This window comes from Pseudomonas sp. 8 R 14, assembly GCF_900005955.1.
Classification (GTDB): domain Bacteria; phylum Pseudomonadota; class Gammaproteobacteria; order Pseudomonadales; family Pseudomonadaceae; genus Aquipseudomonas; species Aquipseudomonas marginalis.
In genome coordinates this window covers 61,828-86,570 of record NZ_CVTH01000087.1, presented here as the reverse complement: position 1 = coordinate 86,570, position 24,743 = coordinate 61,828, and the positions used below count along the sequence as shown (strand labels likewise).

26 protein-coding genes are annotated in these 24,743 nt (G+C 61.2%); 18 read left to right on the top strand and 8 right to left on the bottom strand.

Annotated features, from left to right (window positions below):
• Window positions 1-77: 77 nt before the first annotated feature.
• Entirely contained in the window at window positions 78-917 is an 840-nt protein-coding gene (gene galU, locus BFQ01_RS25995) for a UTP--glucose-1-phosphate uridylyltransferase GalU (protein ID WP_003212579.1), read from the bottom strand.
• Between the two features lie 308 nt (window positions 918-1,225).
• Here galU and BFQ01_RS25990 point away from each other — a divergent pair, with 308 nt between their 5' ends.
• Together BFQ01_RS25990 and BFQ01_RS25985 are read left to right on the top strand one after the other, a co-directional pair.
• Window positions 1,226-1,411 (top strand): hypothetical protein, encoded by a 186-nt coding sequence (locus BFQ01_RS25990; protein ID WP_017528082.1) that lies wholly within the window; start codon window positions 1,226-1,228, stop codon window positions 1,409-1,411.
• Window positions 1,412-1,552: 141 nt separating this feature from the next.
• On the top strand, window positions 1,553-1,834 hold the full coding sequence (locus BFQ01_RS25985) for a hypothetical protein (protein ID WP_065927483.1): 282 nt from the start codon (window positions 1,553-1,555) through the stop codon (window positions 1,832-1,834).
• 9 nt (window positions 1,835-1,843) lie between these two features.
• On the opposite strand, the gene BFQ01_RS25980 is transcribed toward BFQ01_RS25985, so the two are convergent.
• Both BFQ01_RS25980 and BFQ01_RS25975 read right to left on the bottom strand, forming a co-directional pair.
• Window positions 1,844-2,074, bottom strand: a complete 231-nt coding sequence (locus BFQ01_RS25980; RefSeq protein ID WP_027606591.1) for a hypothetical protein — start codon at window positions 2,072-2,074, stop codon at window positions 1,844-1,846.
• A 20-nt stretch (window positions 2,075-2,094) separates the two neighbouring features.
• On the bottom strand, window positions 2,095-2,445 hold the full coding sequence (locus BFQ01_RS25975; RefSeq protein WP_027606592.1) for a hypothetical protein: 351 nt from the start codon (window positions 2,443-2,445) through the stop codon (window positions 2,095-2,097).
• A 212-nt stretch (window positions 2,446-2,657) separates the two neighbouring features.
• On the opposite strand from BFQ01_RS25975, the gene BFQ01_RS25970 reads away from it, so the two are divergent.
• The 5 genes from BFQ01_RS25970 (at window position 2,658) to BFQ01_RS25955 (ending at window position 6,121) form a co-directional block, all read left to right on the top strand.
• Complete coding sequence (locus BFQ01_RS25970; protein WP_003173824.1) at window positions 2,658-2,960, top strand: DUF1883 domain-containing protein; 303 nt, start codon at window positions 2,658-2,660, stop codon at window positions 2,958-2,960.
• Between the two features lie 25 nt (window positions 2,961-2,985).
• The gene (locus BFQ01_RS32650) at window positions 2,986-3,153 is read left to right on the top strand and encodes a hypothetical protein (RefSeq protein ID WP_162844264.1); all 168 of its coding nucleotides are present in this window, start codon (window positions 2,986-2,988) and stop codon (window positions 3,151-3,153) included.
• 4 nt (window positions 3,154-3,157) lie between these two features.
• Complete coding sequence (gene alkB, locus BFQ01_RS25965; RefSeq protein ID WP_065927482.1) at window positions 3,158-3,823, top strand: DNA oxidative demethylase AlkB; 666 nt, start codon at window positions 3,158-3,160, stop codon at window positions 3,821-3,823.
• A gap of 75 nt (window positions 3,824-3,898) precedes the next feature.
• Window positions 3,899-4,945 (top strand): bifunctional DNA-binding transcriptional regulator/O6-methylguanine-DNA methyltransferase Ada, encoded by a 1,047-nt coding sequence (ada, locus tag BFQ01_RS25960; RefSeq protein ID WP_065927481.1) that lies wholly within the window; start codon window positions 3,899-3,901, stop codon window positions 4,943-4,945.
• A gap of 105 nt (window positions 4,946-5,050) precedes the next feature.
• Window positions 5,051-6,121 (top strand): NAD(P)H-dependent flavin oxidoreductase, encoded by a 1,071-nt coding sequence (locus tag BFQ01_RS25955; RefSeq protein WP_065927480.1) that lies wholly within the window; start codon window positions 5,051-5,053, stop codon window positions 6,119-6,121.
• Here BFQ01_RS25955 and BFQ01_RS25950 read toward each other — a convergent pair.
• Window positions 6,118-9,867, bottom strand: a complete 3,750-nt coding sequence (locus BFQ01_RS25950; RefSeq protein WP_065927479.1) for a hypothetical protein — start codon at window positions 9,865-9,867, stop codon at window positions 6,118-6,120. The genes BFQ01_RS25955 and BFQ01_RS25950 overlap by 4 nt on opposite strands.
• 232 nt (window positions 9,868-10,099) lie before the next feature.
• Between BFQ01_RS25950 and modA the strand changes: the two genes are divergently transcribed.
• The 6 genes from modA to BFQ01_RS25920 all read left to right on the top strand — a co-directional run bounded on the left by modA (window position 10,100) and on the right by BFQ01_RS25920 (window position 16,288).
• On the top strand, window positions 10,100-10,873 hold the full coding sequence (gene modA, locus BFQ01_RS25945) for a molybdate ABC transporter substrate-binding protein (protein ID WP_065927478.1): 774 nt from the start codon (window positions 10,100-10,102) through the stop codon (window positions 10,871-10,873).
• A complete protein-coding gene (modB, locus tag BFQ01_RS25940) occupies window positions 10,874-11,554 on the top strand; it encodes a molybdate ABC transporter permease subunit (protein WP_065927477.1) in 681 nt (226 codons plus the stop codon).
• Between the two features lie 5 nt (window positions 11,555-11,559).
• Window positions 11,560-12,639: a molybdenum ABC transporter ATP-binding protein gene (gene modC, locus BFQ01_RS25935; protein ID WP_065927785.1), complete on the top strand. Its 1,080-nt coding sequence runs from the start codon at window positions 11,560-11,562 to the stop codon at window positions 12,637-12,639.
• Window positions 12,640-12,717: 78 nt separating this feature from the next.
• Complete coding sequence (locus BFQ01_RS25930) at window positions 12,718-13,767, top strand: DNA topoisomerase IB (protein WP_065927476.1); 1,050 nt, start codon at window positions 12,718-12,720, stop codon at window positions 13,765-13,767.
• Between the two features lie 124 nt (window positions 13,768-13,891).
• A complete protein-coding gene (locus BFQ01_RS25925; protein ID WP_065927475.1) occupies window positions 13,892-15,514 on the top strand; it encodes an ABC-F family ATP-binding cassette domain-containing protein in 1,623 nt (540 codons plus the stop codon).
• Between the two features lie 69 nt (window positions 15,515-15,583).
• Complete coding sequence (locus BFQ01_RS25920; protein WP_065927474.1) at window positions 15,584-16,288, top strand: YoaK family protein; 705 nt, start codon at window positions 15,584-15,586, stop codon at window positions 16,286-16,288.
• Window positions 16,289-16,432: 144 nt separating this feature from the next.
• On the opposite strand, the gene BFQ01_RS25915 is transcribed toward BFQ01_RS25920, so the two are convergent.
• The 4 genes from BFQ01_RS25915 to BFQ01_RS25900 all read right to left on the bottom strand — a co-directional run bounded on the left by BFQ01_RS25915 (window position 16,433) and on the right by BFQ01_RS25900 (window position 18,247).
• The gene (locus BFQ01_RS25915; protein ID WP_027606604.1) at window positions 16,433-16,786 is read right to left on the bottom strand and encodes a hypothetical protein; all 354 of its coding nucleotides are present in this window, start codon (window positions 16,784-16,786) and stop codon (window positions 16,433-16,435) included.
• A gap of 170 nt (window positions 16,787-16,956) precedes the next feature.
• Window positions 16,957-17,268, bottom strand: a complete 312-nt coding sequence (locus tag BFQ01_RS25910) for an AzlD domain-containing protein (protein ID WP_065927473.1) — start codon at window positions 17,266-17,268, stop codon at window positions 16,957-16,959.
• Window positions 17,265-17,960 carry an AzlC family ABC transporter permease gene (locus BFQ01_RS25905; protein WP_027606606.1) on the bottom strand — a complete coding sequence of 232 codons (696 nt, stop codon included), beginning with the start codon at window positions 17,958-17,960 and terminating at the stop codon, window positions 17,265-17,267. Before BFQ01_RS25905 ends, BFQ01_RS25910 begins: the two co-directional genes overlap by 4 nt.
• Window positions 17,961-18,031: 71 nt before the next feature.
• Window positions 18,032-18,247, bottom strand: a complete 216-nt coding sequence (locus BFQ01_RS25900) for a hypothetical protein (RefSeq protein ID WP_025856028.1) — start codon at window positions 18,245-18,247, stop codon at window positions 18,032-18,034.
• Between the two features lie 176 nt (window positions 18,248-18,423).
• Between BFQ01_RS25900 and BFQ01_RS25895 the strand changes: the two genes are divergently transcribed.
• The 5 genes from BFQ01_RS25895 to mgtA all read left to right on the top strand — a co-directional run bounded on the left by BFQ01_RS25895 (window position 18,424) and on the right by mgtA (window position 24,718).
• A complete protein-coding gene (locus tag BFQ01_RS25895) occupies window positions 18,424-18,780 on the top strand; it encodes a metalloregulator ArsR/SmtB family transcription factor (protein ID WP_065927472.1) in 357 nt (118 codons plus the stop codon).
• Window positions 18,781-18,799: 19 nt separating this feature from the next.
• Complete coding sequence (locus BFQ01_RS25890; RefSeq protein ID WP_065927471.1) at window positions 18,800-20,083, top strand: arsenic transporter; 1,284 nt, start codon at window positions 18,800-18,802, stop codon at window positions 20,081-20,083.
• Between the two features lie 13 nt (window positions 20,084-20,096).
• A complete protein-coding gene (locus BFQ01_RS25885) occupies window positions 20,097-20,582 on the top strand; it encodes an arsenate reductase ArsC (protein WP_065927470.1) in 486 nt (161 codons plus the stop codon).
• A gap of 84 nt (window positions 20,583-20,666) precedes the next feature.
• The gene (locus BFQ01_RS25880) at window positions 20,667-21,278 is read left to right on the top strand and encodes a LysE family transporter (RefSeq protein ID WP_027606610.1); all 612 of its coding nucleotides are present in this window, start codon (window positions 20,667-20,669) and stop codon (window positions 21,276-21,278) included.
• 725 nt (window positions 21,279-22,003) lie between these two features.
• Window positions 22,004-24,718: a magnesium-translocating P-type ATPase gene (gene mgtA / locus BFQ01_RS25875; RefSeq protein WP_065927469.1), complete on the top strand. Its 2,715-nt coding sequence runs from the start codon at window positions 22,004-22,006 to the stop codon at window positions 24,716-24,718.
• Window positions 24,719-24,743 lie beyond the last annotated feature (25 nt).

The following is a 24,743-nucleotide window of genomic DNA, read 5'->3' as shown; positions in this document are numbered from 1 at the left end:
AGCATACCGACTTACATGGGGCTGAAAAACGAAAAAGCCACCCGAAGGTGGCTTTTTCAAAGGCAGGCCTGCGTGAATCAGTAAGCCTTGCCAGTCTTGTAGAAGTGCTCGTAGCAGAAGTTGGTGGCTTCGATGTAGCCTTCGGCGCCACCGCAGTCAAAACGACGCCCCTTGAACTTGTAGGCGATCACACAACCGTCTTTGGCCTGCTTCAACAGGGCGTCGGTGATCTGGATCTCGCCACCCTTGCCTGGCTCGGTTTCTTCGATCAGCTTGAAGATATCCGGGGTCAGAATGTAACGACCGATGATCGCCAGGTTCGACGGTGCATCTTCAGGCGCCGGCTTCTCGACCATGTCGCGTACGCGGATCAGGCCATCACCAATGTCGTCACCGGCAATCACGCCGTACTTGTTGGTCTCTTGAGGATCGACCTCTTGAACCGCAACGATGGTGCAGCGGTATTTCTGGTACAGCTTGACCATCTGGGTCAGTACGCCGTCACCTTCCAGGTTTACACACAGGTCATCCGCGAGTACTACGGCGAACGGCTCGTCACCGATCAATGGGCGACCGGTCAGGATGGCGTGGCCGAGGCCTTTCATCTGAGTCTGGCGGGTGTAGGAGAAAGAGCACTCGTCCAGCAGCTTGCGGATACCGACCAGGTATTTTTCCTTGTCGGTGCCCTTGATTTGGTTTTCCAACTCGTAGCTGATGTCGAAATGGTCTTCCAGTGCGCGTTTACCGCGACCGGTGACGATAGAGATTTCGTTCAGACCGGCATCCAATGCCTCTTCGACGCCGTACTGAATCAGTGGCTTGTTTACCACCGGCAGCATCTCTTTGGGCATGGCCTTGGTCGCTGGCAAGAAGCGAGTGCCGTAACCGGCTGCTGGGAACAAGCATTTCTTGATCATATAAGTCCTTACAAAGGGCTGTGCGTACGGAATTCGGCGCAGTCTAATCAGGCCGCAGTCACCTTACAATGGGTCCTGCTGGCGTTGCGATGTCATCTAGAGAAAAAATGTCGGCGTAAGTTCCGCTGATCTTACAAAGAGCGGCTCTGCCGGCACGCTAAAAAAAGCCGCCTGCTCATGCTTAAAGGGGCTGCAACCCTTTTAGCACGCTTTTCAGGCTGGAACACTGACCTGGAATAACTTGCGCGGTCCTGGAACATTTGGCGCTATCATTGCACCCTTGAATCAGACCATGAGATTGTTAATAGATGTCAGAACCAAAAGGCGTGAACGGCTACCTGATCACCAAGCGAGCGGACGGCTGGCACCTGATCAACTTCCACGGAGACAGCGTCGCCGGTGTTTTCGAGACCGAAAGCATGGCAATCGCAGTCGCCGAAGTGTTTGTGGATGAAGCGGGCCACGCGTCGAGCAAAAGGCCGAAGGGCAAGTAAGCCTCCATGCCTATGCAAAAAGCCCCGACTTACGGGGCTTTTTTGGTTTTGCCTGTACCTAGATGGCAGTTCGCTATAATCTTCAAGAAACGCCCCACGACAGTGTCAGCGCCCCTCCCACACCCTCGACGACGAACACACATGAACAAATTTCTGGCACTGACTGCGGTACTGGCACTCGCCGGCTGCACCACCACATCCGATGTCTACCTCAAGAACGGCGAGCAAGGCCTGACCATCGACTGTTCAGGCGAAGCCAACTCCTGGGCCAGTTGCTACGAAAAAGCCGATGCCTCCTGCGCAGGCACCGGCTATCGCATCATCGGCACCGAGGGCACACCCGCGCTGAGCGAAGATGACAAGACTCTGGGCAAGGATGTGGGCAACTACAAAAGTCGCAGTGTGGTGGTGGTCTGCAAGTAACCCCGCGGGTTACAGGTGGATCTCGGCGAATTTGATCCCCAGTTCCCGAAGGATTTCGCTCAGCTCGTCAAGACTGGCAAAGGACTCGACTTCATCCTGATCATCCACCAGAAAAAAGCTGCGACCTCCGCTTTTCTTGAAGAAGACGATCCACTCACCCAGGTCGGCTGGGTTCTGGATGACATGGGTGGCCGAGATTTCACCCTCGGCATGGCGGGCCTTGACGTGTTCACGCTTCATATCGGCTTTCCCCAGCGGCCTCAACCGGAAATGCACTCTTCCCCGGCTTTTTTCACATCACCCGGGCGGATCGGCACGTTGGACATGCTCTCGTAGAGCTTGATGCTGCTACCGCTGGAGCGCTCTTCAATTTCGAAAATAGCCGAAGGATCGGCGGAAAATTTCTGCGGCACGATAACCTGCACACCATCTTTATGCGGTTCAATCTGCGGCGGCCGACGAGTAGCCGACAGTTTCCTTACCACACACGCGGCATACTCCTGGGGTTTTTTCCCGGAAATGACGGCCAACGTCGGCGGGGTCTGCTTGATATCTGCAACCGAAGCACACCCACCTATCGCCAAGGCCAGAACCAACACACTCCACTTCATACAAAACCTCCAATAAAGACCCTACGACAGCGGAGATGGTAATTTTCTCCCGCCCACGTAGGATTTATCCCTGATAACTCGGTAAATAACTGTTTTAAATTGTCGACGCCGTTGAAGACGGGCCGATAATAAACGCGCTGGGGCTGATAAACTCTATCTTAACCTACGTATCATTCTGATTTTGCAGAAAAAGCCCTTCTGGAGACACCCTCATGAAATTTATCCACCAGCGCGAGCACCTCAACGAGGGAGACATTGTCGTCATCGAATGCTCGCAGACTTGCAATATTCGCCTGATGAGCGACGCGAACTTTCGCAGCTTCAAGAATGGCGGTCGCCACACATACCACGGCGGCGCCTTCGACAAGTTCCCCGCCAAGATCACCGCACCCAGCACCGGGTTCTGGAACATCACCCTGGACGTGGTGACGCGTCGCGCGATCAGCGTCACCCGCAAGCCGGCGCTGTCCCACAAGATTCGCATCGTACGTCGCACCAGCACCAAGCTGAGCTGACTCGAAGACGCCAGAGGAAATCACCGTGACTGCTACCACCAAATACGTGATCAAGTACAAGCTCAACGGCGAACGCCGCTTTGAGTTCGCCCAACTGACGAACAATAGCGTGGAAGAGGCCCTGCAAGCCCTGGCGAAAATCCACGATGCCAGCGATGTCATCAGCGACATCAACGTGAGCAAGGCGCTGTAAGGCAATGCCCGGCCCCACTGATGACCTGTTCGCCGATGACGCCCTGCAACAACCCGCAGCACGTGAGCAGATCGGCGAACAGTCCTACGTGTTAAGGGGCTATGCCCTGCCCTGTATTGAGCGCCTTCTGCCAGAACTGCGCCGTGTGCTGGCGCAATCGCCATTTCGGCAAATGGTTACGCCCGGTGGCTTTACCATGTCGGCGGCCTTGAGCAGTTGCGGCGCGCTGGGCTGGACCAGCGACGCCAGCGGCTACCGCTACACGCCCCTGGACCCTCGCACCCGGCAACCCTGGCCAGCGCTGCCGGACACCTTGCGCCAACTGGCCATAGAAGCCGCGGCAGACGCCGGGTTTGTCGACTTTGCCCCCGACGCCTGCCTGATCAACCGTTATGTTCCGGGCGCGAAAATGTCCTTGCACCAGGACAGGAATGAACGTCGCTACAGCGAGCCCGTCGTGTCGATATCCCTTGGACTGCCGGCAGTTTTCCTGTTCGGTGGCCACGCCCGCAGTGACAAGACCCGCAAGGTCTCGCTGTTCCATGGTGATGTGGTGGTCTGGGGCGGGGTCGATCGGCTGCGCTTTCATGGGGTGATGCCGATCAAGGAAGGCGTGCACCCGATCATGGGCCCGCAACGTATCAACCTCACTTTTCGCACCGCCGGCTGATTTGACCGCAAGCTTCGGAGTGCCAGGCCACTGCAGCACGGCTAATCTGGCCAGGATCCGTCAAGAGTGCCAACCATGACTACCGAACAAGATCCGCGCTGGGCTGCGATTCTTGCCCGCGATCCGAAAGCCGATGGGCTGTTCGTCTACGGCGTGAAAACCACCGGTGTGTATTGCCGCCCGAGCAGCGCCTCGCGATTGCCCCGCCCGGAAAATATCGAGTTTTTCGACACCCCGGCACAGGCCGAGGCCGCCGGTTATCGCGCCAGCAAACGCGCAGCCGGTGACCAGACACAACTGGCTGCGCAGCATGCGCAATTGGTGGCTGACGCGTGCCGGCAGATCGAACACGCCGACACCGCGCCCAGCCTCAGCACGCTGGCGAGCCGGGCCGGCCTGAGCCCGTTCCATTTCCACCGGGTGTTCAAAGGCGTGACCGGCTTGACCCCCAAGGGTTACGCCAGCGCCCATCGCTCACGCAAGGTCCGCGAGGGGCTCAAGGGCCCGCATTCGGTAACCGACGCGCTGTATGAAGCCGGTTTTAATTCCAACAGCCGCTTTTATGAGTCGGCCAACCAACGGCTCGGCATGACGCCCAGCGACTACAAGGCCGGCGGCACCAACAACGATATTCTGTTCGCCGTCGGGCAATGCTCGCTGGGTGCAATCCTGGTGGCGCAGAGCGCCCGTGGCGTGTGTGCGATTCTGCTCGGGGATGACCCGGACAAACTGGTGCGCGACCTGCAGGATCAATTCCCCAGGGCCAACCTGGTGGGGGCCGACCGCCGTTTCGAACAACTGATCGCGCAGGTGGTGGGCTTTATCGAGGCGCCGGCCCTGGGCCTGGACTTGCCACTGGACTTGCGTGGCACCGCGTTCCAGGAACGGGTGTGGCAGGCCCTGCGCGAGATTCCGGTGGGCAGCACGGCCAGCTATGGGCAGATCGCCCAACGCATCGGCGCGCCCAAGGCCTTTCGCGCGGTGGCCCAGGCCTGCGGGGCGAACAGCCTGGCGGTAGCGATCCCCTGTCATCGGGTGGTGCGCAGCAATGGCGATCTATCCGGCTATCGCTGGGGGGTTGAACGCAAGCGGCAGCTGCTGGAGCGGGAAAGAGACCACTGACGCGCACGAAAAGCGTCCCTCGTCCAGTGAATAAAACAGACTGGCCGGGTGCCAAGGGCCCTGTTAAAACAGCGACAAGCCTCACTGATACTGGAGACACGTCCCATGAGCACCTGGCCAGACACCCGTATTCTCGACCTGCTGGGCATCGACGTGCCCATCATCCAGGCACCGATGGCCGGTGCGACCAGCGCCGCCATGGTGATTGCCGCCAACCAGGCCGGTGCGCTGGGTTCGATCCCCGCGGCGATGCTGAGCATCGAGCAACTGCATGAAACCCTGGCCACCGTGCGCCATGCCAGTACCGGGCCTATCAACGTCAATTTCTTCTGCCATCAGCCGCCGGAGCCGGATGAGGAGTGCAATCGCCACTGGAAGGCCTTGCTGGAACCCTACTACCGCGAACTGGGCGCCGATTTTGATGCGCCGACCCCGGTCTCCAATCGCGCCCCGTTCAACGTCGCCAGTTGCGAAGTGGTGGAGCAACACCGCCCCGAGGTCGTGAGCTTTCATTTCGGCCTGCCGGAAAAAAGCCTGCTGGAACGTGTCAAGGCGACCGGGGCCAAGGTGCTGTCCTCGGCCACCACGGTCGAGGAAGCGATCTGGTTGGAGCGGCACGGTTGCGACGCGATTATCGCCATGGGGTATGAGGCCGGCGGGCATCGGGGAATGTTCCTGGCTTCGGACCTGAGCAGCCAGATCGGCACGCTGGCCCTGGTCCCGCAAGTGGTGGACGCAGTGAGCGTCCCGGTAATCGCCGCCGGCGGAATCGGCGATGCGCGCGGTATTGCTGCGGCCTTCGTCCTCGGAGCCTCGGCGGTGCAGATCGGCACCGCGTACCTGTTCACCCCGGAGGCGACGCTCAGCCGGGCCCACCATCTGGCCTTGCTGACGGCCCAGGCCAGTGGCACAGCGCTGACCAACCTGTTCACCGGACGCCCTGCCCGTGGCCTCTTGAATCGCCTGATGCGTGAGCTGGGCCCGGTGAACCCGGCGGCGCCGGCCTTTCCTCTGGCAGGCGGCGCGCTGATGCCATTGAAGGCCAGGGAGGAAGCCGGTTTTGGCTCTCAGTGGGCCGGGCAGGCCGTCGGGCTCAAGCACGCACTGTCGACGCGCGAACTGACCACGCTGCTCGCCGCGCAAGCCCTCAAGACGCTTACCCGCACGCCGGACTAGAGCGGTACAGGTTCCGCAGGTCGTAGCCCGCTCAGGCGGTTTTCGTGGGCCTGGGTCAGTACCATGAAGCGCTTTTGCCGCAGGGCGTGGATACCGTAGATGATGCGGGCGAAGTGCTCGTTACTGTTCTTGTAGGGCTGGCAGGTCATGATCAAGGCGAAGAAGCAATCGGACTGCCGATGGGTGGCCATGGCGTTGATCAACTTCAGCCCGATAGCAAACAGCGCCTGGCCGGTGCTCATGGAGAGTCGTTCGTAGCTGGCCCCCAGTACGTGGTGTATCTGCACTTCGCGATGGGCGGCCAGCGTCTGGTGCAGGTAGTCGAGTTGCGCCCTTGTACACAGGTCCGCACTGGCGCGATCCCCCGTGACATAGCGTTCGATTTCGCTGCGCAGCAAACTGCGCCAGTCGTCGTCTTCCTGGCCGGCCCGCAGTGCGATCCAGTCGACGCAATCGACCAGGGCGTTCTCCGCCGTGGCAATCGGGCTGGCGAGGCCCGATTGCAACTGGTCCAGGTGAGCCAATGCTCCGCGCACCAACTCCGCCTCTTCTGCGATAACGCTGTCCATCAGCTCCACATACTCTTCCAGCGACTCGTGGCGCCAGCTCCGGAAAGCCCCCAGCAGTTGCGCCCTGAGGTTGCCAACCACAGGCACCCCAACGGTACGGCGCAACATATCCTCGGATTCATCGATCAAGCCCCGCAGGTTACTGACCTGCAGCAACAGGCCGGCGTGATCGAACGGCTGCGGCGTATTTTGCAACGCCGTCGTCAGCTGCGACGCGCCCCCTGGCAGCTCCCGGGAAAGCACATCCCATAACCTGGGCAGTTGGCGTTGGATGGCGGTGATAAATCGCTGCGGACACGCGAGGACCGAATAGCTGCCGGTATTGAAGAAACGCCCCCAACTCACTCCCAGCCGGAACACCGTGTTGAGCTCATGGCTGGCCTCGATGACGTTGGCGTAGAGCTTGTAGACCACCAATTTGCCGCTCGACGCCGGTGCTTGCTGCACGCGCTGCTCCCAACCGGCGATGGAATCAAAATAGGCCAGTTGCTGCGCCGAAGGGTCCAGGCGCCCCAACCCCGTGTCCAGCACCGCCGCATCACTTTCATTGCGAACCGACAGGGCGAAATGGCACTGGGGACGCGGGTCGTCCGGTTCGGCGAACAGCAAGACGCCGATAGCCTGTACGCCCCAGGACTGGCTTGACAGGTAGTCCGCACAGCGCTTGGACTCAACGAAGCCGCCTGTACTCGAAGCCTCGGAGTCGCCCGCCAATTCGGCCAGCTTATTGGCGTCGCGATAAAGCTTTTCCAGACGACCGCGCATGCCCAGCAGGTCCGCTGATGTGGGCAGGAATAACGTGGAGGCGCTCGCCTGTTCCAGGGAAACAGGGGGGTCCGGGCGCTCACGGGATCTCAAGGCCGGCAACAGCAACTTCCCGGTCTGGGCCGACCGTTTCAACAGCGTGCGCAGTTGCCCCCTGGCCAGGGTAACGTCGGCAACCAGCTCCACCACGCCCAGCAAGACGCCCAACTTGCACTCATACACATAGGCGGCGTAATCCTCGGGTCGGTCCATGCTGCGGGCCAGTTGGTAGGAGAAGCTTGCGTCCGCGACATTGGCGATCAGGCCGACACCGCCGGACAACAGCAAAGCCCCGACGCCCGAAGCGGGACCGACCGCCGCTATCACCAGGCTGGACACCGCGCGGGTAGCGACCTTGAACAGGCCCCATTTCGCCAGGCGCCGCTCTTCATCGGAGGAAAATACCGCGTAATTCATCATGTGCTTGAGTTCGCCGATACCGATCTCATACAGCGCATCGTTGATGTTCGTCACCTCCCGGAAAGCCACCGGCTGCGGTGGCACGCGGCGGTAGTGATAGCCGTAGCGCTTTTTCTGCGGATAGAAATCCGAGCGCTCCACACTGAGTTTTTCCGGAAATGGCAGGTGGTGCGTGATAAACCGCATCAAGTCGTCACTGGGGTGCCCCGCCACACCGCTGGGCTGCCACACCGCCCAAGTGAGCTCTGCCATGTTCAGTGAGATGAGGAGCGCCTTCTGTGAACTGAGCTTGAGCACCAACGCATTGGGCACCACTTTTTCCCGGAACAGCAGCAGGCGCGGCTTGACTTCCCCTTTGAGAAAACGATGGGCGAGTTCACGCAGGGACACATCCTGCTCAGCATCATCGACCAGGAACTGTGCCGCGCGGACCTTGGCCAAGGCCTCGCAGGTTTCGCCAAACAGTTGTTTGTAGTCGGTGTTGCGCGCCAGTTCGTCGATATCGGCGACAAAGGTTTCATACAGGATGTCGCGCAAGCGGCCCAGGGTGCGCACTTCCACGCTCGACAGCGGTTCCCCGCTGACATGGATGTTGGCGATGGTTTCCTGGAAATACGCCGTGCGCTGCGGCTCGCCCGTCAGCACCTGCAAGAAAGAAAAATGCTTGTAGCGCGGTGGCGCATAGGCGGTCATGCCCGCCGAATAGACCGGGTAGCCCACCTGGTATTTATAGCGAAACCGTTTTTCGTCCCTGAACCGATCCTGCGTCCGTTGCGGCAGCCCGGACTTGTTCAGGCAGCGCTCGATAAGGTTCTGGATATAGTCCTTGGAGAGTTCGGCGTTCCACACACTGCTCAGCAGGTTGTCCCATTTTTGCCAGGCCTTGGGGGGCGTAACCGGCTGTATCGACGTCGGCACGCCCTCCAGCCACTGCGCCAGGTCCCCAGGCAATATCTGTATCGAAAAAGACGCCTGGGAGGCGTCGCTGCGCACGAACCAGACATTCTGCTGGTCACTTTGTGCGCGGATCACGCCCTCTTCATCCATCACCCCGCAGTTCACCCAAGGACAACGGTGATTCAAATAGACCGCAAGATAATATTGCCAGCGTCCTGACGCTCGATATTCCTGGGCGACGGTGATCGAGTATTCCAGCGCTGGCGCACCGCCTGGAAGATTGCCAAGGGTCACCTTGAGCAATTGATTGGGCTCTATGTGAGTGTCTGGCAGCTGCACGTCCTTGAGTGTCCACCGCGCAAGGATACTCAAGATCGCAACCCCCACCGGCTCTTCGAAGGGTTTGAGCCACAGCCGGTTCTGGCTCGTATCGGCTGAATACTCGAAGCGGCTGCCCGACTGCACACCCATGCGCATGCCCGGCCACTCCAGGCTGATCGCCTTGGGCCATTGGTTGGCCCCCCGGGATGTGGGAGGCAGGTCGAACCAGATTTCCGCCATCATTTCGGCGTGGGTGTTCCACACCGATAGCACCACCACCTCGGTCTTGAGTACCGCCTGGTAAGGCATCATCAACTCATGCTGCACCCAAAAGCCCGCGTGGATCTGCCCACCGACGCGGATGCGACCGAGGAAAAATCGCGTGAAATTCAGCTCCCGTGCCACCTCACCGTAGAAATACGGCATCAGGACTTTGGTTTGTACGCTGTCGGTGTTTTGCTGCTTGCCGGCATATGCCTGCCAGGGAAACCGATCGTTGAGGATGTGCCACAGCGGCAACGACTCGTTCTCGACAATGATCGGCTGTCGCTGGCTGTCATCGGTATCGAATACCGAGAATTCGACGGGGATCAGGGCGTCCGCCCGGATCAGTGCCTTGGCCTGAGGTTCCAGCGTGGATTGAGCCAATACCCGCTCTATCCATGCTTGCGTGTAAGCCTCGCTGCTCTCGGTGTTTGTCGCGCCCACGTCGATGTAAGCGTATTCCTTGCCCATGATGTGCTTCCGTTTCAGATCAATACGCCGCTCACTATCGCGTTGCGACCAGCGCCCGGCTGTCAGCCATGGGGGTGTCGACGGGAGGAAATCTCGACCGCACGCCGACATCGATTCCAAGGATGGATTTCCCTTGCCATTTTTACGCTATATACCTATACATACAGCGCCTGGCAGCGCCCGTCCCTTATACTCGGCACCAGGTTCTGCACCTTCTCAAACGGAGCCGTTCATGACTTTCAATACCCCTCGCTTTGTACCCACGTGCCTGGCGGCATTGGTTGCGTTGCTCGCGACCGCAGCGGCCCACGCCGATGAAGTCCAGGTGGCCGTAGCGGCCAACTTCACCGCACCGATCCAGGCGATTGCCGCCGACTTTGAAAAAGACACCGGCCACAAACTGGTCGCAGCCTACGGCGCCACCGGGCAGTTCTACACGCAGATCAAGAACGGCGCGCCGTTCGAAGTGTTCCTGAGTGCCGACGACACCACCCCGCAAAAGCTCGAAAGCGAAGGCGACACGGTCAAGGGCTCGCGCTTCACCTACGCCGTGGGCACCCTGGCGCTGTGGTCGGCCAAGGAAGGTTATGCAGACGCCAAGGGCGAGGTGTTGAAAAGGAATGAATTCAAGCACCTGTCCATCGCCAACCCGAAAGCCGCGCCTTACGGCCTCGCCGCCACCCAGGTATTGGCCAAGGAAGGGTTGACCGAGCAGGTCAAGGACAAGCTCGTCGAAGGCCAGAACATCACCCAGGCCTTTCAGTTCGTTTCCACCGGCAACGCTGAGTTGGGTTTTGTGGCCTTGTCGCAGATCTATAAAGACGGCAAAGTCACCAGCGGCTCGGCCTGGATCGTCCCGGCCGCCCTGCACGACCCGATCAAACAGGACGCGGTGATCCTCAACAAGGGCAAGGACAGCGCTGCAGCCAAGGCACTGGTCGACTACCTCAAAGGGCCGAAAGCCGCCGCCGTCATCCAGTCCTACGGTTATGAACTGAGCAAGTAAATGCCCCTGTCGAGTGCCGATTTTTCCGCAATCTGGTTGACCCTCAAACTGGCGTCACTGACCACCGTGATCCTGCTGGTCATCGGCACTCCGATTGCCCTGTGGCTGTCGCGCACCCGTTCATGGTGGCGCGGTCCCATTGGCGCGGTGGTGGCCTTGCCATTGGTGCTGCCACCCACCGTCATCGGTTTCTACCTGCTGTTGACCATGGGCCCCCACGGCTACTTCGGCCAGTTCACCCAATGGCTGGGCCTGGGCACCCTCACCTTCAGCTTCGCCGGGTTGGTGATCGGTTCGGTGATCTATTCCATGCCGTTCGTGGTGCAGCCGTTGCAGAACGCCTTTTCCGCCATCGGCACACGCCCATTGGAGGTGGCCGCGACCCTGCGCGCCAATCCGTGGGATACCTTCTTCACGGTGATCCTGCCCCTGGCGCGCCCGGGGTTTATCACCGCGTCCATCCTGGGTTTTGCCCATACCGTCGGAGAATTCGGCGTAGTGCTGATGATCGGCGGCAATATCCCCGACAAGACCCGCGTGGTCTCGGTGCAGATCTACGATCATGTCGAAGCCATGGAGTATGCCCAGGCCCATTGGCTGGCCGGCGCCATGGTGGTGTTCGCGTTCCTCGTGTTGCTGGCGCTCTACTCCAGCCGTAAAACCAGGATGGGCTGGAGTTGATGCCGATGATCAATGTGCGCCTGAACTTGAAGTACACAGGCTTTGCCCTGGACGTGGACCTGCATGTGCCCGGCCGAGGGGTGACTGCGCTGTACGGGCATTCCGGCTCCGGCAAGACCACCTGCCTGCGCTGCATTGCCGGGCTGGAGCGGGCCGAAGATGGGTTTATCCAGATCAACGATGAAGTCTGGCAAGACAGCCGCAACGGCCTGTTCGTGCCCCCGCACAAGCGCGCGCTCGGCTACGTGTTCCAGGAGCCCAGCCTGTTCCCCCATCTATCGGTGCGGGCCAACCTGGAGTTCGGCCTCAAGCGCATCCCGCGCTCGCAACGCCGGGTGGATATGCTCCAGGCCACGGAGTTGCTGGGGATCGGCCATCTGCTGGAGCGTCACCCCCAACACTTGTCCGGCGGTGAACGTCAGCGCATCGGTATCGCCCGGGCCCTGCTCACCAGCCCAAGACTCCTGTTGATGGATGAACCCCTGGCCGCCCTCGACAGCAAGCGTAAAAGCGAAATCCTGCCCTACCTGGAACGCCTGCACGACGAACTGGACATCCCCGTGCTATACGTCAGCCATGCTCAGGATGAGGTGGCGCGCCTGGCCGATCACATCGTGTTGCTCAGCGACGGCAAGGCCCTGGCCAGTGGTCCCATCGGCGACACCCTGGCGCGGCTCGACCTGCCCCTGGCGTTGGGGGACGACGCGGGCGTGGTGATCAACGGCAGCGTCAGCGCCTACGACGATCACTACCATCTGCTCACGCTGCAACTGCCCGACAGTGCCCAGCACCTGCGCGTGGCCCATGCACCGCTGGCGTTGGGCAAGGCATTGCGGGTCAAGGTACAGGCGCGCGACGTCAGCCTCAGCCTGCACGCCGGAGAGCACAGCAGCATCCTCAACCGCCTGCCGGTGACGGTTACCCAGGAGATCGCGGCGGATAACAGCGCCCATGTGCTGGTGCGCCTGGACGCGGATGGCACGCCGTTGCTGGCGCGGATCACGCGGTTCTCCCGCGACCAGTTGCAATTGCACCCCGGCCAGGCGCTGTGGGCGCAGATCAAGGCGGTGGCCGTGCTGGCATAAGAAACCTTTTGGCACGACCGCACACGGCTGCGGTCAATCAGGAATACCGGCCTGATCCGTTGCCAAGGAACCCGCACCATGCCCGACTCCGCGCTGCCCGCCGACCTGCCCCGCGACCTGCATTACGTTGACGACACCCAGCCCGGCATCCGCCGCAAGCGAGTGCGCGGCAAGTTCCAGTACTTCGACGCCAAGGGCGAGCGCATCCGGGATGCCGATGAGATCAAGCGCCTGAACGCCCTCGCCGTCCCTCCGGCGTATACCGATGTGTGGATCTGCGCCGACCCGCGCGGGCACCTGCAAGCCACCGGCCGCGATGCCCGTGGACGCAAGCAATACCGCTATCACGCGCGCTGGCGTGAGGTGCGTGACAGCGACAAGTACGCGCGGCTGCAGGAGTTCGGCAACGCCCTGCCGAAACTGCGCAAACAGCTCGAATCGCAAATCGCCGAACCCGGCTTCACGCGCGAAAAAGTCCTGGCCACGGTGGTGATGCTGCTGGACGCCACGCTGATCCGTGTCGGCAATACCCAATATGCGCGAGACAACAAATCCTACGGGCTGACCACCCTGCGCAACCGCCATGTGGATGTCAAAGGCAGCGAGATCCAGTTCCAGTTTCGCGGCAAGAGTGGCGTGGAGCACCAGGTCAGCGTCAAGGACCGGCGCCTGGCCACGGTGGTCAAGCGCTGCCTGGAGTTACCGGGGCAGAACCTGTTCCAGTATCTGGACGAAGACGGCGAGCGGCACACCGTCAGCTCCCATGACGTCAACGCCTACCTGCACGATCTTACCGGTGCCGACTTCACTGCCAAGGATTACCGCACCTGGGCCGGCACCGCCATGGCGCTGGCGGTGCTGCGGGAGTTGGAATGGCAACCGGAATCCGACGCCAAGCGACATGTGGTGGCGATGGTCAAGGATGTTGCCAGGCAACTGGGCAATACGCCTGCGGTGTGCCGCAAGTGTTATATCCACCCGGCCGTGCTGGAGCATTTCAGCCTGGGCGAATTGTCCAGATTGCCCAAGCCACGGGGGCGCAAAGGCCTGAAGGCCGAGGAAGTCGCCTTGGCGATGTTCCTTGAACAACTGGCCGCCGACTTGCCCGGCAATGCCAAGGAGGGTTAGGCTCTTGGCCCCCCTCTGACTTCCGGGACGACCGCCGACGTGAATCACTAAGCCTTCCAGAATGTACCTGCAACGAGCCGCCTGGCGCGCTTGTTGGCCTGTCCGACATTTTTTGGAGGTGCTGATGACTGACGTCAACCGGCTACCCGTATTGGTTTCCCTGCAACACCTGTGCTTCCAGTTCGCCAATGGCGAGACATTGCTGGACGACCTGAACCTGTCCATCGACCACACGCCCTCCGGGATTGTGGGACGTAATGGACGGGGCAAAAGTATCCTCGCCCAATTGATCGCCGGCGTGTTGTCCCCCTCCTCCGGCTCGCTCAAGCGCTCGGCCAGCGTGGCCTATGTCCCCCAGGACATGGCGGTTGCAGCGGGAGACACCCTCTCTGACCTGACGGGCACCACGCCCGTGCTGGCGGCACTGGCACGCATGGCGGCAGGGACGGCGCAGGTCGATGACCTTGAGTTGATCGACAATCGCTGGGACCTTGCCGAACGCTTGCGCGCCGCACTCGATACGGCAGGTCTTGCGCAGCTGGGTGTCGATACGCCGGCCGATCAACTCAGTGGAGGACAACTGGCGCGGCTCAGGCTGATCGGCGCCGTGCTGGCCGCACCGCAACTGCTGGTGCTCGATGAGCCCACCAACCACCTCGACAGCGCCGGCCGCCGGTGGCTGCTGCACCTGTTGCAGGAATGGCGTGGCGGCCTGGTGGTGGTGAGCCACGACCGAAAAATACTCAACACCCTCGGGCGCATCATTGAACTGTCCCCACTCGGCCCTCACGTCTACGGCGGCAACTATGATGCCTATCGCCTGCAGCGCGACACCGAACAACACGCCGCCGTCGCGGCGCTGGAGCACGCACGCCTTGAACGCAACCGCGAACGCCGGCGCGTGCAGAAAGACCATGACAGCCTGCAACGCCAGGCGGCGCGCTCCCGCAAGCACGCAGAGACAGCCAATGTGGACCGGTTTACCAAGGCGCGCTGGAAAAGCGCCGCCACCGAAGTCGTCGGCACGGTGCGCAGTGCCCATCACGCCTACAAACACGTGCTGGATGAGCAGGTGCGCCAAGCCTACGAGCGCGTGGTGGATGAAACGCCGACCCTGTTGGCCTTGCCGGGGTCGGTCGTGCCCAATGGCCGACAGGTCGTGGCCTTGACGGAGGTCCGGTTGCCCTGGCTGGAGCATCCCGCCCTCACACTCAACCTCACAGGGCCGGTGCGCGTGGCTGTGCAAGGACCGAATGGTTGCGGCAAATCCACCCTGCTCAAGGTACTGGCCGGCCACTGCCAGCCCGCCAGCGGTGAGTGCTCGGTGCCGGTGCCCTGCGCGTATATCGACCAGCACCAGGCGCTGCTGGATGACCGACGCTCCCTCGTCGAACAGCTCAACCTGCTCGACACACCGCTGCCCGAAGCCGAACTGCGTACGCGCCTGGCCTTGCTGCAACTGGATGCCCGGCGGGTCACCCAACCGACCGTGCACCTCAGCGGCGGCGAGCGGTTGAAAGCCGCGATGGCGATTGCCCTGTGGGGTGAAACACCCGCGCAACTGCTGTTGCTTGATGAGCCCACCAACCACCTGGACCTGGAATCGGTGATCGCCTTTGAACAGGCGCTGCTGGGCTTCAGCGGGGCAATGATGGTTGTATCCCATGATGAGGCGTTCATCCAGGCGCTCGGGCCAACCCACCGCTTGCTCTGGCAACCTGAGGGTTGGCGCCTGGAGTGTGTCTGAGGTCATTGCGCGCGCAATCAAAGCGTCCTAGGGTAGTGGCCGGATAATCTCACCGAGGAACCCGGCCCTATGCTGCCTTCGCCCAAAAAGCCTTATGCCAATGCCGCACTGGCCCATCAAAAGCGCTGGCGCGGCCGCGTCGGCCTGATGCTGGTGGCCAGCCTTTCGGTATTGGCGGGCATGACTGACGCCATCGGCTTCATGGCCAGCGGCGACTTTGTTTCGTTCATGAGCGGCAACACCACGCGCCTGGCCGTGGCCATCAGTGTGGGGGATCTCGGCTTGACCGCACGCCTGCTGTTGCTGGTCGCCACATTTGTCGCCGGTAACGCCTTGGGCGTAGTGGTCGGCCGTCTCAGCCGGCGCCATGCCCTGCCCCTATTGCTGTGTATCGCCACCTTGCTCTGCGGCGCAGCCTTGCTGCCCTTCGCCGACACCTTGCCGGCGCTGCTGGCGGCGATCATTGCGATGGGCATGCTCAACGCAGCCGTGGAAGAGGTCAACGGCTTGCCGGTGGGGCTGACCTACGTGACCGGGGCACTGTCACGCTTTGGGCGCGGGCTGGGACGCTGGATGCTGGGGGAACGCCGCAACGGCTGGCGGGTGCAACTGATTCCGTGGGCGGGGATGTTTGTCGGCGCGGTGATTGGCGCGCTGCTGGAGCAGCACATGGGGCTGAGGGCGCTGGTGGTCAGCGGTGTATTCGCGGGCGTGTTGGGGCTGGTGTCGCTGAAGATTCCCCGGCGCTGGCATTTGGGTTTTATGCCGCGATAAAGACTAAAGGTGCCCGCCCGACGGTAAGGCCTCGACGTCCGTGTACTGGTAAAGAGCCATTATGTCGGGCGGGCGGATTGAATCATAAGCGAATGTCCGGCGGCTGTCCCGCCGGGCGTTTCCTGAAATGACTAAGGCAACGTATTACAGACAGGTCGCGAGTGCCGCCAAGCGACGCTTGGCCGGCATCGTGTCTTCAACGGCGTAGTACTTGACGGACGAACCGGCACCGGCGCTTTGCACGTCGACGAAGTAATCGCCACCGGTGGTGTAGACGGTGAAACCACCGGCCCCGTTCGGCTCTTTGAAGCCACCGGCGTCGACGCCAAACACGCTTTCATCCTGCCAGCCAAACTGGATGCACTCGGCAACCACCAGCGTGGCCTTGTCCGATGCCATGGCCTTGTAGGGAGCCCCCAGGCGCGCCTCGTTCATCTTCGAGCCCGCGCAACCGGCCAGTGCCGTCAATACCAATGCGCCCATTACCACCTTGTGCATGCCATTGCCTCGTTGGAAAAAACGCGACTGTACCATTGCCGCAAGGCTGACTGACGCCCCCATGAATTTTGTTTCACTGTGGAGGGAGAATATGCCGCCTATAGTGGCCTGGCTCATTTTTAGAAGTGTCCTTCTGCCCGCCCTCCCGCGGGCTTTTTTTCGCCTGCGCTTCAGAGCCACCCGCGAAACAGGTAGAACAACCCCATGCTCAGCAGCACGGTCATCAATACGTTACGCGTCCAGAACATCAGCGCCACGGCGCAGATACCGGCCAGCAAATACGGATTGGCCGGGCTCAGGTTGAGCTGGTGATCAGCCAGGAAAATAATCGGCCCGCAGATCGCCGTGAGCATGCCCGGCACCGCAAACCCGAGAAACTCCCGTGCCCCACGGTTGAGGCGCACCGGCAGGCGCGGCTCGATAAACAGATAACGGTTGAAAAAAACCACCAGGCCCATGGCCACAATCATCAGGTAAATCATCGCTGCCCAACCCCCAGGCGTTTACAGAAAAACCCTGCGCTCATGCCGAGCACACCCGACACCACCACGGCCGACTCCCAGTGCAGGAAGCTCAACCATACGGAAAACAACAACGACACCGCCACGCAGACCACCGTCGGCACATCGCGCACCACCGGGGTGATCAGCGCGATAAAGGTGGCGGCGATGGAGAACTCCAGGCCCAACTGATCAAGGCCTGGGATGCTTTTGCCAAGCACGATGCCGGCCAGGGTGAACAGGTTCCAGGCGATGTAAAACGTCAGGCCAACGCCCAGGGCGTACCAGCGATTGAAGGTTTCACGGTCATAGTGGTTGACCAGAGCAAAGAACTCATCGGTCAGCAGAAAGCCCAGGCTCATGCGCCAGCGGGTCTTGAGCGGCGAAAGAATCGGGCGCAGGTGCATGCCATACAGCAGGTGCTGGGAGGTCAGCAGCAAGGTGGTCAACACGATGGAAATCAGGCTGGCACCGCTCTTGACCATGCCAATGGCGACCAACTGCGCAGCGCCGGCAAACACAATGGCGGACAAGCCCTGGGCTTGCAGTGGCGTGAATTGCGCATCGATGGCCATGGAACCGGCCAGCAGCCCCCAGGGTGCACAGGCCAGGGACAGGGGAATGACGGCGATTGCACCGCGAGCGAAGGCGTAATGAGGTAAGGCAGCAGGCATGGAAACGGCTCATCGACAGACAGTCCACAAGCATGCCAGCGCAAGATGGAGCTTGTCTTGAACGATCTTGCTCAGGCGAGCCTGACCGACACCTGCTCCACCGAATCCCGCGCTTCACGCAGTTCGTGAGCGTCCTGGTTGAGCCGGTGAATGGTGTTGAGCAAGCGCTGGCGCAGGACTTCATCGCCGAGTTTTTCAACGGCACGCATCAGGTCGAATGCCGCGGTTTCGTTATTTTCCGCGACGGAATCCAGGGTTTTGCGCAGGTTGCGAGTGGCACGGGTCACGCGGGTCTTCCTTCATCAGCAATGGGGAGGCACTTTAGGACATTCGTGTTTCATTTTAATTTCAATCACTTGTGGCAGTTTTCCCGAGGTTTGATCCATATCAATTGAAACAGGATTTGACCGAAACATATGGACATACGTATATTCGAATTTCCATATGTATATAGGCAATGGTCATGTCGGATCCCCTTACACCGCCCACCCTGTTCAAATGCCTGGCCGACGCCACTCGGGCGCGCCTGACGCTATTGATTCAGCGTGAAGGCGAACTTTGCGTCTGCGAACTGATCCATGCCTTGGACGACAGCCAGCCAAAAATCTCCCGCCACCTGGCGCAACTGCGCAGTTGCGGTGTGCTGCTGGATCGTCGCCAGGGCCAATGGATCTACTACCGCGTCAACCCGGCACTGCCCGATTGGGTGAACCAGGTGCTGGACATCACCCTGCAAGCCAACCAGCCATGGTTGCACAGCGACGCACAGCGTCTGGATGCAATGGGCGACAGACCACAACGAGCCAGCACCTGCTGCTGAGCCACCGGAGCGTTAATTCATGCTTGTCGCAGTCGCCATTTTTATTTTCACCATCGTCTTGGTCATCTGGCAGCCCAAGGGGCTCGGAGTGGGCTGGAGCGCCACGATGGGCGCGATCCTGGCCCTGGCCTGTGGCGTGATCAGCCTGGCGGATATCCCGGCGGTCTGGCACATCATCTGGAATGCCACCGGGACGTTTGTCGCACTGATCATCATCAGCCTGCTGCTGGACGAAGCCGGGTTCTTTGCCTGGACGGCACTGCATGTGGCGCGCTGGGGGCGCGGGCGTGGCCGGCGCTTGTTTGCCTATATGGTGCTGCTCGGCGCCCTGGTGTCGGCGCTGTTTGCCAACGACGGCGCGGCGCTGATCCTCACCCCCATCGTGATGTCGATGCTGCTGGCACTGCGCTTTTCGCCGGCGGCGACCCTGGCGTTTGTGATGGGCGCGGGATTTATCGCCGACACAGCGAGCCTGCCCCTGGTGGTGTCGAACCTGGTGAATATCGTCTCGGCGGACTATTTCAAGATCGGCTTCAACGAATATGCCGCGGTCATGGTGCCGGTCAACGTCGTCAGTGTCGCCGCCACCCTGGCGGTGCTGCTGTGGTTCTTCCGCCGCGATATTCCCCAGGCCTACGACCCCGCCGACCTGGCAGACCCCGCCAGCGCGATCCACGACCGCGCCACCTTCCGCGCCGGCTGGTGGGTGCTGGGCATCCTGTTGATCGGCTGCTTTGCCCTGGAACCCCTGGGCATTCCCATCAGCGCGATTTCCGCGGTGTGCGCCGTACTCCTGCTGGTGATCGCCGCCAAGGGCCACAAGATCTCCACGCGCAAGGTGCTGAAGGAAGCCCCGTGGCAGATCGTGATCTTTTCCCTGGGGATGTACCTGGTGGTCTACGGCTTGCGTAACGCCGGCCTCACCACCTACCTGGCGACCTGGCTCGATACCTTTGCCACTTACGGCGTGTGGGGTGCGGCCATGGGCACTGGCGTGCTGACGGCCTTGTTGTCCTCGGCGATGAACAACCTGCCGACGGTATTGATCGGTGCGCTGTCCATCGAATCCAGCCATGCCGTGGGCGTGGTCAAGGACGCGATGATCTACGCCAACGTGATCGGCAGCGACCTGGGCCCGAAAATCACCCCCATCGGCAGCCTGGCCACCCTGTTGTGGCTGCATATCCTGGCGCGCAAAGGCATCACCATCACCTGGGGCTACTACTTCAAGGTCGGGATTGTGCTGACCTTGCCGGTGCTGCTGATCACCCTCGCCGCCCTCGCGTTGCGCCTGAGCATCTAACGGAGAAACCGCAATGAAAGTCCTGTTCATGTGCACCGCCAACAGCTGTCGCAGCATCTTGTCCGAAGCGATGTTCAACCACCTGGCCCCGCAGGGTTTTGCCGCGGTCAGCTCCGGCAGTTTCCCTAAGGGCCAGGTCCTGCCGCGCAGCCTGAGCACCTTGCAGGCGGCGGGTATCCGCACCGAAGGCTTGTACAGCAAGGGCAATGACGCATTTGAAGACAGCCCGCCGGATGTGGTCATCACCGTCTGCGACAAGGCGGCGGGCGAAGCCTGCCCGGTGTATTTCGGGCCGGCGGTGAAGGCGCATTGGGGCTTGGCAGATCCCTCGGAGGTTCAAGGTGACCAGGCCAGCATCCAGGCGGCATTCGATGCCACGCTGGAGACCATCGCCAGCCGTTGCCGGGCGTTTTTCGCCCTGCCCTTTGCCCGCCTCAGCCCTGGCGCGCTGAAGGTCGAACTCGAGCGCATAGCGCTGCTGGAAATGGCCACCTCCTGACGGCTGGATGAATCCGCTGCGGCGATATGGATTCCCATCCCTCTGCCAGCGTATGCTCTCGCACTTTCCTGAAAGGACGCGGGCATGCTGACGATCTTTTTTTACGCACTGGTATTCGGCTTTGTGTTTTGCCTCTCCCCCGGTGCGGTGCTGGCGGAGACGTTGCGCCGTGGCTTGCTCCACGGTTTCACACCCGCCTTGCTGGTGCAGTTTGGCTCGCTGGTAGGCGATGCCGTGTGGGCAGTGATCGGCCTCACCGGCATCGCACTGCTGATCCAGCATGACGCCGTGCGCGTGCCGCTGACGATCATCTGCGCGCTGTACCTGGCGTGGCTGGGCGTACGCAGCCTGATCGACGCCTGGCACTTGCCCGAAGCCGATGATGCACCGGCCAGCACCCGACAAAATGCGCTGGCCGTGGGCGCGGCGATTTCCCTGGCCAACCCGAAAAACATCGTCTACTGGGGGGCGCTGGGCAGCGCGCTGTCAGGCATCGTCGGCGCTACGCCCAGCCATGGGCAGACGCTGATGTTTTTCGCCGGCTTCATGCTGGCTTCGGTGCTGTCATGCTTTCTGATCGCCGCACTGGTGAACCTGCTGCGCAAGAATGCATCGCCCATGTGGCAACGCATCAGTTATGGCGCCTGCGGTTTAGTGCTGATCTATCTGGCCGTTCTCGCCGCACAGGGCGTATGAAGTTATATATCGGGTAACTTTCGAGTGCCTCTTGTCTGAATGAACTCTGAACACCGGGCTATTTAATTAATCATGCGTTGACATTTTGTAACTGCCTGAGTAGATTGCCCCTGCCCGCAACTGGGGCCTTTTTTAACCCTCACAAAAGAAGCCAATGGACACAGTATCCAGTCGCTGTCCGAGCACCGCCCTGGCGGGCGTCGGGCGCCCAATCCAGAACATGACAGGACTCGCCTCCCCGGTCCGGTAAGCTGCGCTGGAGCTTGATGCTCCGCCGTAACTGCCTCGCCGGTCGCCCGTCCGGTCCCGAGGTGTGTTATGACCTTCCAAACCCTTGCTTTGCCCGATGTACCCACACTGGCCGCAGCCTTGCGAGCCAAGCGTTGCCATGCCCGCGTGTTTTTTCTGCCACGACGCACGCCCTGCGTTGCCCCCTCCCCCAAAGACCCGCAGAGACCGCCGCTTTTCAGCCTGGGATAGTGCTGAGCGCCCGCGCCGTTCAATCCCGCTGAAACAATAACTTCCTGATTAAGTCCCTGGAGTTCTTTATGAAACTTTCCAGTTGTAGTTCGCTGCGCGCCTTATAACTAACGCGCCTGTAGAAGTTATCCAAGCACCTTATTTAAACCGATCGCGAAGTCAGCGACTCGGCATGCTTTCGCTCGCCTGTATTCAGGTAAGTACCGGGTATGTTTTGTCGAGAATTGGCGACAGGAGCACAGACAATGAGCGCCGTAAAAAACACGCCACTGCAGAAGAAAACCGGCACCGCCAGCGACACCAAACTGTCGATGCGTGCCGCCCGCGAAGCCCACAACGGCCTGTCGGCCACCCTGGCCAACGTACGCGCCACCCAGGATGGCCTGACTGAACTGGACGCCACTGCCCGTCTGCAACGGGAAGGCCACAACGAAGTGGCCCATGACAAACCGCCTCACGCCATCGTGCAATTCCTGCAGGCCCTGAACAACCCGTTCATCTACGTGTTGCTGACCCTGGGCGGCATCAGCTTTTTCACCGACTGCTGGCTGCCGATGCAGGACGGTGAAGAAGCCGATCCCACCAAGGTCGTCATCATCATGACCATGGTCCTGCTCAGCAGCCTGCTGCGCTTCTGGCAGGAGCACCGTTCGACCAAGTCCGCCGAAGCCTTGAAAGCCATGGTCCGCACCACTGCCACGGTGCTGCGCCGTGAGCAAGTGGGCAGCCAGCCCACCCTGCGCGAAGTGCCGATGCGCGAGTTGGTGGCCGGCGATATCGTGCAGTTGTCTGCCGGTGACATGATCCCTGCCGACATCCGCCTGATCGAGTCCCGGGACCTGTTTATCAGCCAGGCGGTGCTCACCGGCGAAGCCTTGCCGGTGGAGAAGTACGACACCCTCGGCGACGTCACGCAAAAATCCGCCGGGCCGGTCGCCGCCGACCAGGGCAACCTGCTGGACCTGCCGAACATCTGCTTCATGGGCACCAATGTGGTCAGCGGCCGCGCCAAAGCTGTGGTGGTGGCGACCGGGCCGCGCACCTACTTTGGCTCCCTGGCCAAGGCGATTGTCGGCTCCCGGGTACAGACCGCATTCGATCGCGGGGTGAACAGCGTCAGCTGGCTGCTGATCCGCTTCATGCTGGTGATGGTACCGATCGTGTTCTTCCTCAACGGCTTCTCCAAGGGTGACTGGGGCGATGCGTTCCTGTTCGCCCTGGCGGTTGCCGTGGGCCTGACCCCGGAAATGCTGCCGATGATCGTCAGCGCCAACCTGGCCAAGGGCGCCACGGCGATGGCCAAGCGCAAAGTAGTGGTCAAGCGCCTCAACGCGATCCAGAACTTCGGCTCGATGGACGTGCTGTGCACCGACAAGACCGGCACCCTGACCCAGGACAAGATCATCCTCGAGCATCACGTCAACGCCTTCGGCCAGCGCGATGATGCGGTGCTGTCCCTGGCCTGGCTCAACAGCTACCACCAGAGCGGCATGAAAAACCTGATGGACCAGGCCGTGGTGCAGTTCTCGGAGCAGAACCCGAGGTTCCAGCTGCCGTTTGCCTACAGCAAGGTCGATGAATTGCCGTTCGACTTTGTGCGCCGTCGCCTCTCCATCGTGGTCAAGGACGCTGTCCACGACCATCTGCTGGTGTGCAAAGGCGCCGTCGAGGAGATGCTGGACATTGCCACCCACGTGATGGAGGCCGGCAGTGCAGTGCCTCTGGATGAGCACCGCCGCGAGGAGTTGCTGGCGATCGCCAATGACTACAACGAAGACGGCTTCCGCGTGCTGGTGGTGGCCACGCGCAACATTCCAAAGGCCCTGGCCCGCCAGCAGTACACCACCGCCGATGAGCGCAACCTGGTGATCCAGGGCTTCCTGACCTTCCTCGATCCGCCCAAGGAAACCGCCGGCCCGGCGATTGCAGCCCTGCAGCAGATCGGCGTGACGGTCAAAGTCCTCACCGGCGACAACGCCGTGGTCACCAGCAAGATCTGCCGCCAGGTCGGCCTCGAACCAGGCCGGCCGCTGTTGGGGGTGGAGATCGAGCTTATGGACGACGCCACCCTGGCGCGCCATGTGGAGGAGCGCACGGTATTTGCCAAGCTCACGCCGCTGCAGAAATCCCGGGTGCTCAAGGCCCTGCAAGCCAACGGCCACACCGTCGGCTTCCTCGGCGACGGCATCAACGACGCACCGGCATTGCGGGATGCCGACGTGGGTATCTCGGTGGACAGCGGCACGGACATCGCCAAGGAATCGGCCGACATCATCCTGCTCGAAAAGAGCCTGATGGTGCTGGAAGAAGGCGTGCTCAAAGGCCGCGAAACCTTCGGCAATATCATGAAGTACCTGAACATGACCGCCAGTTCCAACTTCGGCAACGTGTTTTCGGTGCTGGTGGCCAGTGCATTCATCCCGTTCCTGCCGATGCTGTCGATTCACCTGCTGCTGCAGAACCTGATGTACGACATCTCCCAGCTGGCCCTGTCGTGGGACAAGATGGACAAGGAGTACCTGGCCAAACCGCGCAAGTGGGACGCCAGGAACGTCGGTCGCTTCATGATCTGGATCGGGCCGACCTCGTCGATCTTCGACATCACCACCTTTGCCCTGATGTGGTACGTGTTCGCCGCCAACAGCGTGGAAATGCAGACCCTGTTCCAGTCCGGCTGGTTTATCGAGGGCCTGCTCTCGCAAACCCTGGTGGTGCACATGCTGCGCACCCGCAAGATTCCGTTCTTCCAGAGCACGGCGGCATGGCCGGTGCTGATGATGACCGGCGTGGTGATTGCGCTGGGCATCTACGTACCGTTCTCGCCCCTGGGCACCCTGGTGGGCCTGCAACCGCTACCGCTGGCGTACTTCCCGTGGCTGGTCGGCACGCTGCTCAGCTATTGCTGCGTGGCCCAACTGATGAAAACCCTCTACATCCGCCGCTTCAAGCAGTGGTACTGAGTTCCCCCGCCGTTTAAACGGTGGC

What these genes read in the sequence shown, in the direction of transcription:
- BFQ01_RS25910 (WP_065927473.1), bottom strand. Translation starts at nt 17,268, where the DNA reads ATGATTTACCTGATGATTGTGGCCATGGGCCTGGTGGTTTTTTTCAAC.
- BFQ01_RS25930 (WP_065927476.1), top strand. Translation starts at nt 12,718, where the DNA reads ATGCCCGACTCCGCGCTGCCCGCCGACCTGCCCCGCGACCTGCATTAC.
- BFQ01_RS25950 (WP_065927479.1), bottom strand. Translation starts at nt 9,867, where the DNA reads ATGGGCAAGGAATACGCTTACATCGACGTGGGCGCGACAAACACCGAG.
- ada (WP_065927481.1), top strand. Translation starts at nt 3,899, where the DNA reads ATGACTACCGAACAAGATCCGCGCTGGGCTGCGATTCTTGCCCGCGAT.
- BFQ01_RS25890 (WP_065927471.1), top strand. Translation starts at nt 18,800, where the DNA reads ATGCTTGTCGCAGTCGCCATTTTTATTTTCACCATCGTCTTGGTCATC.
- BFQ01_RS25895 (WP_065927472.1), top strand. Translation starts at nt 18,424, where the DNA reads ATGTCGGATCCCCTTACACCGCCCACCCTGTTCAAATGCCTGGCCGAC.
- BFQ01_RS25975 (WP_027606592.1), bottom strand. Translation starts at nt 2,445, where the DNA reads ATGAAGTGGAGTGTGTTGGTTCTGGCCTTGGCGATAGGTGGGTGTGCT.
- mgtA (WP_065927469.1), top strand. Translation starts at nt 22,004, where the DNA reads ATGAGCGCCGTAAAAAACACGCCACTGCAGAAGAAAACCGGCACCGCC.
- alkB (WP_065927482.1), top strand. Translation starts at nt 3,158, where the DNA reads ATGCCCGGCCCCACTGATGACCTGTTCGCCGATGACGCCCTGCAACAA.
- BFQ01_RS25955 (WP_065927480.1), top strand. Translation starts at nt 5,051, where the DNA reads ATGAGCACCTGGCCAGACACCCGTATTCTCGACCTGCTGGGCATCGAC.
- BFQ01_RS25980 (WP_027606591.1), bottom strand. Translation starts at nt 2,074, where the DNA reads ATGAAGCGTGAACACGTCAAGGCCCGCCATGCCGAGGGTGAAATCTCG.
- BFQ01_RS25885 (WP_065927470.1), top strand. Translation starts at nt 20,097, where the DNA reads ATGAAAGTCCTGTTCATGTGCACCGCCAACAGCTGTCGCAGCATCTTG.
- BFQ01_RS25925 (WP_065927475.1), top strand. Translation starts at nt 13,892, where the DNA reads ATGACTGACGTCAACCGGCTACCCGTATTGGTTTCCCTGCAACACCTG.
- BFQ01_RS25990 (WP_017528082.1), top strand. Translation starts at nt 1,226, where the DNA reads ATGTCAGAACCAAAAGGCGTGAACGGCTACCTGATCACCAAGCGAGCG.
- galU (WP_003212579.1), bottom strand. Translation starts at nt 917, where the DNA reads ATGATCAAGAAATGCTTGTTCCCAGCAGCCGGTTACGGCACTCGCTTC.
- BFQ01_RS25905 (WP_027606606.1), bottom strand. Translation starts at nt 17,960, where the DNA reads ATGCCTGCTGCCTTACCTCATTACGCCTTCGCTCGCGGTGCAATCGCC.
- modA (WP_065927478.1), top strand. Translation starts at nt 10,100, where the DNA reads ATGACTTTCAATACCCCTCGCTTTGTACCCACGTGCCTGGCGGCATTG.
- BFQ01_RS25915 (WP_027606604.1), bottom strand. Translation starts at nt 16,786, where the DNA reads ATGCACAAGGTGGTAATGGGCGCATTGGTATTGACGGCACTGGCCGGT.
- BFQ01_RS25985 (WP_065927483.1), top strand. Translation starts at nt 1,553, where the DNA reads ATGAACAAATTTCTGGCACTGACTGCGGTACTGGCACTCGCCGGCTGC.
- BFQ01_RS25970 (WP_003173824.1), top strand. Translation starts at nt 2,658, where the DNA reads ATGAAATTTATCCACCAGCGCGAGCACCTCAACGAGGGAGACATTGTC.
- modB (WP_065927477.1), top strand. Translation starts at nt 10,874, where the DNA reads ATGCCCCTGTCGAGTGCCGATTTTTCCGCAATCTGGTTGACCCTCAAA.
- BFQ01_RS25880 (WP_027606610.1), top strand. Translation starts at nt 20,667, where the DNA reads ATGCTGACGATCTTTTTTTACGCACTGGTATTCGGCTTTGTGTTTTGC.
- BFQ01_RS25920 (WP_065927474.1), top strand. Translation starts at nt 15,584, where the DNA reads ATGCTGCCTTCGCCCAAAAAGCCTTATGCCAATGCCGCACTGGCCCAT.
- modC (WP_065927785.1), top strand. Translation starts at nt 11,560, where the DNA reads ATGATCAATGTGCGCCTGAACTTGAAGTACACAGGCTTTGCCCTGGAC.